Source organism: Salipiger sp. HF18, from assembly GCF_011806505.1.
Lineage (GTDB): Bacteria > Pseudomonadota > Alphaproteobacteria > Rhodobacterales > Rhodobacteraceae > Salipiger > Salipiger thiooxidans.
In genome coordinates, this window is the sequence record NZ_JAATOS010000187.1 from 1 (window position 1) to 7,443 (window position 7,443).

Genomic DNA, 7,443 nt, shown 5'->3' on the forward strand with positions numbered 1-7,443 from the left:
CCTACGCCGGGCTGCGCTACTACCAGGCGACCACCGACGCCGAGCGCGCCAAGTTCCTCTCGGACCTGCAGGAGAAGGTGACGATCTACACCACGCCGCTGGTGTTCTTCACCCTCGAACTCAACACCATCGAGGATGACGCCTACGCCGCGCTCTTCACCGCCAGCGACGAGCTCGCCCGCTACAAGCCCGCCTTCGACCGCATCCGCGCGATGAAGCCCTACCAGCTCTCCGACGAGCTCGAGCGCTTCCTGCACGACATGGGCGTGGTCGGCGACGCGTGGATGAAGCTTTTCGACGAGACCATTGCCGGGCTCAGCTTCACCATCGACGGCGAGGAGCTGCCGATCGAGAGCACCCTCACCCTGCTGACCGAGCAGGACCGCTCCAAGCGCGAGGCCGCCGCGCATGAGCTGGCCCGCGTCTTCGGCGAGAACATCCGCACCTTCGCCCGGGTCCACAACACCCAGGCCAAGGAAAAGGAGATCATGGACCGCTGGCGCGGCATGCCGTCGGCACAGATGGGCCGGCACCTCAGCAACGACGTCGAGCCCGAGGTGGTCGAGGCGCTGCGCGACGCCGTGGTCGCCGCCTACCCGCGGCTGTCGCACCGCTACTACGAGCTCAAGCGCAAGTGGCTGGGCCTCGACGTCATGCAGGTCTGGGACCGCAACGCGCCGCTGCCGATGGAGAGCGACCGCATCGTCGGCTGGGACGAGGCGCGCAAGACCGTGACTGACGCCTATGCCGGCTTTGACCCGCGCATGGCCGAGATCGCCGAGCCGTTCTTCACCAAGGGCTGGATCGACGCCGCGGTGAAACCCGGCAAGGCGCCGGGCGCCTTCGCCCACCCGACGGTGACCGAGGTCCACCCCTACGTGATGCTGAACTACCTCGGCAAACCGCGCGACGTGATGACCCTCGCCCACGAGCTCGGCCACGGCGTGCACCAGGTGCTGGCGGCGGGCCAGGGCGAGATGCTGGCCTCGACGCCGCTGACCCTGGCCGAGACGGCGTCGGTCTTCGGCGAGATGCTGACCTTCCGCGCCATGCTCGACACCGCCAAGGACCAGAAGGAGCGCAAGGTCATGCTCGCCGGCAAGGTCGAGGACATGATCAACACGGTGGTGCGCCAGATCGCCTTCTACGACTTCGAGTGCAAGCTGCACGAGGCGCGTCGCGGCGGCGAGCTGACCCCGGACGACATCAACGCGCTGTGGATGTCGGTGCAGGCCGAGAGCCTCGGGCCGGCCTTCGAGTACATGCCGGGCTACGAGACGTTCTGGGCCTACATCCCGCATTTCGTGCACTCGCCCTTCTACGTCTACGCCTATGCCTTCGGCGACGGCCTCGTGAACGCGCTCTACGCGGTCTACCAGGAAAGCCCGGAAGGCTTCGAGGACAAGTATTTCGACATGCTCAAGGCGGGCGGCTCGAAACACCACAAGGCGCTGCTCGCGCCCTTCGGCCTCGACGCTTCGGACCCGACCTTCTGGGACAAGGGCCTGTCGATGATCGAGGGCTTCATCGACGAGCTGGAGGCGATGGAAGAGTGACGGAAGAGGATCTCGTCAGCGCGGTCAGGACAATCCTGGCCGCTCCGAAATGGCCCGGGATCGCGAAATACAACATTTCCGTCGTGCATTGGCGCGAAGGCCCGAGACAGCACTTCGTATCGACTGGCTGGATCGCATCGGTCCTGGAAAACCCTGCCTCACTTGACTGTAGCAGCCAAACAGCCAGTTCAGCGGCGCGAGCAAGCCTCGAGCTCGGTCTGACCGAGCTCGACTATTCGAAGCTGACGCTCGGCGCGCCGGGGTTCGATGCGGCTTTGCGCGCTTATGCCCTGAGCACTGCAGGATATTTTGGCGAAACGCCCCGAACGAGCATCGACCGGGTCGAAGGGTATCTTGCCGAGAAAGGCGAACAGTTCGCATTCTGGGTGCATCAGAGCGATTACCGTTATCTCTCTGATGATGCCCGACTGTCTTAGAGGACTTTTTTGGAAGCCAATCCGCGGCGGCGCCTGCCCCGATTCCTTGACAGACAGACCGGCCGACCCGACATGAGCTTCCCGTCGCACGTTCGCGTGGACGAAACCGAGGCAGACGAGAGATGAAACTCCCAGGGGCGTCCTCCAAGGGTCGCTCGTTCAGAACCAGACTGCGCCGCATGCTCGTGCATGTCCGGCGGCGGGTTCCGCCGGGCCTGCGGCTGGTCCTGGGGCTGCTGCTGATCTGCGGCGGCATCCTCGGCTTCCTGCCGATCCTTGGCTTCTGGATGATCCCGCTGGGCTTCGCGGTGGCGATGCTGGACCTCGTGCCACTCTACCGCGCCGGCCTGCGCCGCGCCGGCATCGGCGCGGGCTCGCGCCCCCTCCCCGAGGAAGACACCGACGAGCCTCACCCGCCCTCCGAAAACCGGTGATTCCGCGACGGGTCAAGGATGGCCGCAGGCCACCGCGCGCCCCGCGCGGCGCGCACAGCGCGTCCTTGAGGCGGCGGGGAATCGCCCCCGACCATCGGAAAGGCGCGCTGAGGGCAGACCTGCCCCTCAGCCGCCTCTCGGCAACTCGCGCCATCCCCAACCACACCCTGCCAAACCAACCCGTATCACACCAACACCCGCCACGGGCGCCAACCCGAGGACACGGCCACAGGCCGGGGACGAGACGACCTGCGCGGGCGCGCCTCGCGCCCGCACCGCCAGATCGGGGCACGCGATCACGTCACGCCATCCGGGGCGTCACTTGAGCTGGGAATCCTTCGAGCCGCGCCGGTTGATGCCCGAGCGCGCGCGGTAGGTGCCGTCGTGCTCCTGCTGGCAGTCGATGCAGAGCTTCACCCCGGGAATGGCGAGCCGCCGCTTCTCGGGGATCTCCTCGCCGCACTCGGCGCATTCCATGAGGCTCTCGCCCACCGGCGCCTTGCGCGCCCGCATGCGTTCGAGCTCGTCCGAGATCGACGCCTCGATCTGTTCGTTCACCGCTCCGTCGCGGCTCCAGCCTCCGGCCATGGCGCACCTCCTGACGGACCAGATTACGCCCCCGCGCCCGCCCTGCCCAGTACCGATGCGCCCGCCCGCCGGCAGCGCCGCGCCCATGCCACCCACGCCGCACCACCAATCCCGCCCATTGACCCGGCGCCATCCGTGCTATCTTGGCTGGAAAGGATCCGCCGCCATGCATCGCAGACAGTTCGCCCTCGCCACGCTCCTCCTCCCCCTGATCGCGTCGCGCATCGCGGCGGCACCGCTGGCCGCCGCCCAGCCCTTCACCTTCGACAACATCGACGGCGGCACGCTGTCGCTGGACCAGTGGCGGGGCCGCCCGGGGCTGGGTGTCAACACCCCCTCGCGCCGCGGGTTCACCCCGCAGGACGACGGGCTGCAGGAGCTCTACGACCGGTACCGCGAGCGCGGCCTCGTGGTGCTCGCCGTGCCCTCGAACGACTTCCGCCAGGAGCTCGGCAACGAGGCCGAGGTCAAGGAGTTCTGCGAGCTGACCTTCGGGCTCGACATCCCGATGACCACGATCACCCGGGTGCGCGGCGACGCGGCGCATCCCCTCTATCTCTGGCTCGCCGAGCAGGGGTTCGAGCCCTCGTGGAACTTCAACAAGGCACTGATCGGACCCGACGGCACATTCGTCGCCGGCTGGGGCGCCACCACGCGGCCGATGTCCGAGGCCATCGTCTCGGAGATCGAGCCGCTGCTCGACTGACCCCCCGCCGCCTGACACGTCCTGACCAACGAAACCTGATCGCCTGCCGGGAAGTCCCCTCGCAGGGAGATGATGAACGAAATCATAATCCTGATGGGGAACCCTTGCAGCATGAACCCCGTCTGCAAAAGACGGCCGTCCGCCCACGTCCCCCCGCCGAGACCCGTCCCTTCAGGTCACCCGGCCGCTTCCCCGCCGGTCAAGCCGCCTCTTCCACGGCAGCCCCCCGGGCGCCTCCCGCGCAGGCCGCCCCAGGCAAATCACCCGGCACGTCCCGGCCCCCTGCCAGGCAAGGGCCCCGTCCCGCCCCGCATCAGGTCCCTACCGGCGCGCCTTGCGCCAGCCCGCGGCTTCTGCTTCCGCCCTGGAGCAGAACCAGCGCTCGCCCTTCGAGAGGCTGATGCGGGTGTCGTCGTAATACTGCTGCCCGGGCACGTGGTAGATGCGTTTGCCATCGCGCGAGACGTTGCCCTTGATCACGCAGCCCGCCGGGGCACTGGCGGCATTGGCCTGCGCCGCGCCGGCACGTGCCGCCGCCCGGAACGCCGCCGGCGACTGCACGCCCGCGCCGTGCAGCCCGCGCTCCTGTACCGCCGCGCCCTTCTCGTCGAGGTCGTAGTCCATGCCGTAGCGCCGGTAGGCGAAGGCCAGCCCGTCGCGCACCAGCGCCCGGCCCACGTCCTCGCCATCGATCACGCATGTGGCTACCACCCGGCCGTAGCGGTCGGTGTCGCGCTGTTCGCAGCGGGCGGTGCGGCCCTCGTAGCGGACCCGAACCTCGTCCGAGACCCAGGCCCCGCAGGCCCACATCGGCACGCCGTCGCCGCCGCACATCTGCTCGGCCTCGGGGGCATCGATGCCATGCAGCCGCACCCGCGTACCGCCGACGTCGAAGGTGTCGCCATCGACCACATGCACCGACCCCGACGGGCCGGCCAGCAGCGGCTGGGCCGCGGTGAGGGCCAGGAAAAACAGGGCAATACGGATCATGGTGCCGGAGTCCTCGATAACTCCGGCGCGGTCTAGGGGATCCGTTAAGAAATGTTAACAGCCAATCGCAGGGCCACGCGCAACCCGTCCCGGCGCACGTTCAGTTCCGCCCCGCGAGCGCCAGCTCCATGTCGTGCACCGTGACCAGCAGCGCGGTCTCGTCGGTGCGTACCAGCCCCTCGGCCGAGCGCTGGGTGTCGACGATGGTCAGCATCACCACGAAGAGGAAGCCCGACAGCACGAAGGTTCGCCACGTGAGGTCACGGCCGTTGCTGCCGTTGCGGTTGCCGAGCAGGAACAGCGACATCAGCGCCGCCGCCAGCAACATGCTCAGCACCACGTCCGAGACCGGATTCGACAGGTGCTCGACCCGGTAGAGATGGGCGTCGAGCGCGTCGTTCATCGCCCCCGCGACGAATCCCTTCAGCGGCGCGGGCATCGGGTCGGCGGTGGCCTCCAGCGTCAGCGGCCAGAGCTTCTCCTGCGCTGTCAGCGTCTCTTTGAGGAAGGCGCGGGCCTGCTCGGTGGTGGCAAGGCTGCCGTCCATCGGCAGGATGCGGCTGCGGCCATAGTCGAGCAGCGCCTTCTGCAGCTTGGTCCGGGCGGGCTCGGCGACGTAATCGGCGCGCAGGAAGGCGGTGCCGATGGCCGCGGCCTCGCCCACCACCGCGGCCTTCCGGGCCTGCGCGAGGTTCAGGGCATTGCCGAAACTGAACGCCAGCAGCAGGCCCAGCAGCGCGAGGATGGCACCGAGCGTGGTCTCGCCCACCACGTGCTCGATCTTGTTGTCTGCCGCCAGCAACCTCCGGCGCCGGTGGGCGCCGGTGCGGAAGCCGATCACCGCCGCCGCGGGCAGCGACAGGAACAGCAGCAGGGCGACCTCCGGCAGCGACAGCGCAGGCATGGCGATCTGGTTGTAGAGAGAGACGGGGTCCACAACGTCCATTCCGAGAATCCGAGTGAAGACAAGCGCATGTTGCCGGATGATACGTCGGATTGCGGACAAGGCTACAAAGATTGCGACAGCCCGCACCGCAATCTTGCGGGCGGGCAATCGCGCCACGGTGGCCCTGCCGTTGGGCAACGCGCTGGCAGGAGCCGGGTGCTGCCTCTGGACCGCGCGCCAGCGGATGCCGCAGCGTTTGCCGAATGGCGACACGCCATCGGGTACACTGGCGCGGACGTCACGGCGACACGCCGGCGGCGATCAGGGCGCGGGCTCCGAAGGGTGGCACAGCCCAAGAGCAGCCCCCGCTCCGTCACCCGCGCCCGGTCACCGGCGCAGCCCGTGTGCGCCGCTCAGATCTCGAGCGTGCCCAACACCGCGTTCTGCGGCAGGCGGGCGACCTCCATGCCGCGCTCGGTGCGGCGGAGGTTGTAGCCGTAGCCGCGCATCCGGAACCGCCATTCGGTTTCGGAAAGCGACTTGTCACGCTCGCTCAGCAGGAAGCTGCGGATCTCGGTCAGGTCTTCGGCGGGCTGGGTCTCGGGATACATGTCACGCTCCAATCGTCTCCTCGCATGCCGGGAAGGCTGCGGGCCAATTGGGGCGAAACTGCGCTCAGGACGGGGATTTTTGTGGGACGGGAAACACTGCGTTTCCCCACTTCACCCCTGCGGCGGCGGCGCGGCGGTGGCGATCCGGCGCTTCAGCACCGCCTCGCGCCAGGTGATGAAAAGCACCGAGCCCATGATCACGGCGCCGCCTGCCATCACCCAGACGTCCGCCGGTTCGCCGAAGAACACCGCGCCGAGGAGCACCGCCCAGATCAGCTGCAGGAAGGTCACCGGCTGGGTGACGGTCACCGGCGCCGCCGCGAAGGCCAGCGTCATGGCGTAATGCCCGCCGGTCGCGAAGCAGGCGACGCCCACAAGGATGCCGAAATCCGTCAGCGAGGGTGTGACCCAGACCGCCAGCGCGAAGGGCAAGAGCCCCAGCGTCACCGACACCGACAGGAGCGCCACGACCACCGCCGCCGGCAGCTCGGCCGAGACGATCTTGGCCACGAGGTAGGAGACCGAGAACAGCGCCGCCGTCGCCAGCATGGCGAAATGGCCGGGGTCGAGCTCGCGGAAGCCCGGGCGCAGGATCAGCAGCGCGCCGGCAAAGGCCGCGGCGATGGCCATCATGCGGCGGATGGCGAGGCGCTCGCCAAGGACGAAGACCGCGAGGATGGTGATGTAGACCGGCGTCAGGTAGTTCATCGCCGTGACCTCGGCCAGCGGGATGCGGGTCATCGCGAAGAACCAGCAGATCACGCCCACGGTCTGCGCCGCTCCGCGCACCGCCGTCAGGCCCCAGAGCCGCGGCGTCATCTGCAGCCCGCGCAGGTCGCGCCACGCGGGCAACAGCAGAACGAGGCCCAGCAGGTAGCGCAGGAAGGCGGATTCCGCCGCCGGAACACGACCGCCCAGCATCTTCACGAGCGCGGTCACCGCAACGAAGCAGAGCCCCGTCACGACCATCCAGAGAACACCCCTGACAGGGGATTGAGCGTCGCGTGTCATGGCGAGGACCATTAGCCTGCCAACGAAGGGGTGCAAGCGGGAACCGTGCGGCACGGGGATGTGGCGGGCGGACCGCGGGAACCGTCAGGCACGCGCGTTTTGGCGCAGGGCTTGCGTGAGCCGCGCGGCACGGGATTTGGCGGGCGGCCTGCGGCACCCCTGCTGCACGCGCGTTCTGGCGGAGGTCTCCCCTCGGATCACTGCCCCGAGGCCAGCCGCGCCGC

The 7,443-nt window shown here is 68.6% G+C and carries 9 protein-coding genes; 4 read left to right on the forward strand and 5 right to left on the reverse strand.

The annotated features are described in order from the left end of the window. From HC022_RS15160 to HC022_RS15170, 3 genes are all read left to right on the forward strand, one after another. Nucleotides 1–1,556, forward strand: a 1,556-nt coding sequence (locus HC022_RS15160; protein ID WP_167453006.1) for a M3 family oligoendopeptidase, incomplete at its 5' end; no start/stop codon positions are given. Then, entirely contained in the window at nt 1,553–1,993 is a 441-nt protein-coding gene (locus HC022_RS15165; protein ID WP_167453007.1) for a hypothetical protein, read from the forward strand. The genes HC022_RS15160 and HC022_RS15165, both read left to right, overlap by 4 nt. Nucleotides 1,994–2,172: 179 nt before the next feature. Beyond that, entirely contained in the window at nt 2,173–2,427 is a 255-nt protein-coding gene (locus HC022_RS15170; RefSeq protein ID WP_167453008.1) for a hypothetical protein, read from the forward strand. A gap of 318 nt (nt 2,428–2,745) precedes the next feature. Here HC022_RS15170 and HC022_RS15175 read toward each other — a convergent pair whose 3' ends face one another. Continuing rightward, complete coding sequence (locus tag HC022_RS15175) at nt 2,746–3,015, reverse strand: DksA/TraR family C4-type zinc finger protein (protein WP_008884537.1); 270 nt, start codon at nt 3,013–3,015, stop codon at nt 2,746–2,748. A 166-nt stretch (nt 3,016–3,181) separates the two neighbouring features. On the opposite strand from HC022_RS15175, the gene HC022_RS15180 reads away from it, so the two are divergent. Further along, nucleotides 3,182–3,721, forward strand: a complete 540-nt coding sequence (locus HC022_RS15180) for a glutathione peroxidase (RefSeq protein ID WP_167453009.1) — start codon at nt 3,182–3,184, stop codon at nt 3,719–3,721. 321 nt (nt 3,722–4,042) lie between these two features. Here HC022_RS15180 and HC022_RS15185 read toward each other — a convergent pair whose 3' ends face one another. From HC022_RS15185 to HC022_RS15200, 4 genes are all read right to left on the reverse strand, one after another. Next, a complete protein-coding gene (locus HC022_RS15185) occupies nt 4,043–4,711 on the reverse strand; it encodes a thermonuclease family protein (RefSeq protein WP_167453010.1) in 669 nt (222 codons plus the stop codon). 100 nt (nt 4,712–4,811) lie between these two features. Continuing rightward, nucleotides 4,812–5,657, reverse strand: coding sequence for a hypothetical protein (locus HC022_RS15190; RefSeq protein WP_167453011.1), 846 nt, complete (start codon nt 5,655–5,657; stop codon nt 4,812–4,814). Between the two features lie 353 nt (nt 5,658–6,010). Next, nucleotides 6,011–6,208: a hypothetical protein gene (locus HC022_RS15195; RefSeq protein WP_008883996.1), complete on the reverse strand. Its 198-nt coding sequence runs from the start codon at nt 6,206–6,208 to the stop codon at nt 6,011–6,013. 111 nt (nt 6,209–6,319) lie between these two features. Further along, complete coding sequence (locus HC022_RS15200) at nt 6,320–7,231, reverse strand: DMT family transporter (protein ID WP_167453012.1); 912 nt, start codon at nt 7,229–7,231, stop codon at nt 6,320–6,322. Nucleotides 7,232–7,443: the final 212 nt, after the last annotated feature.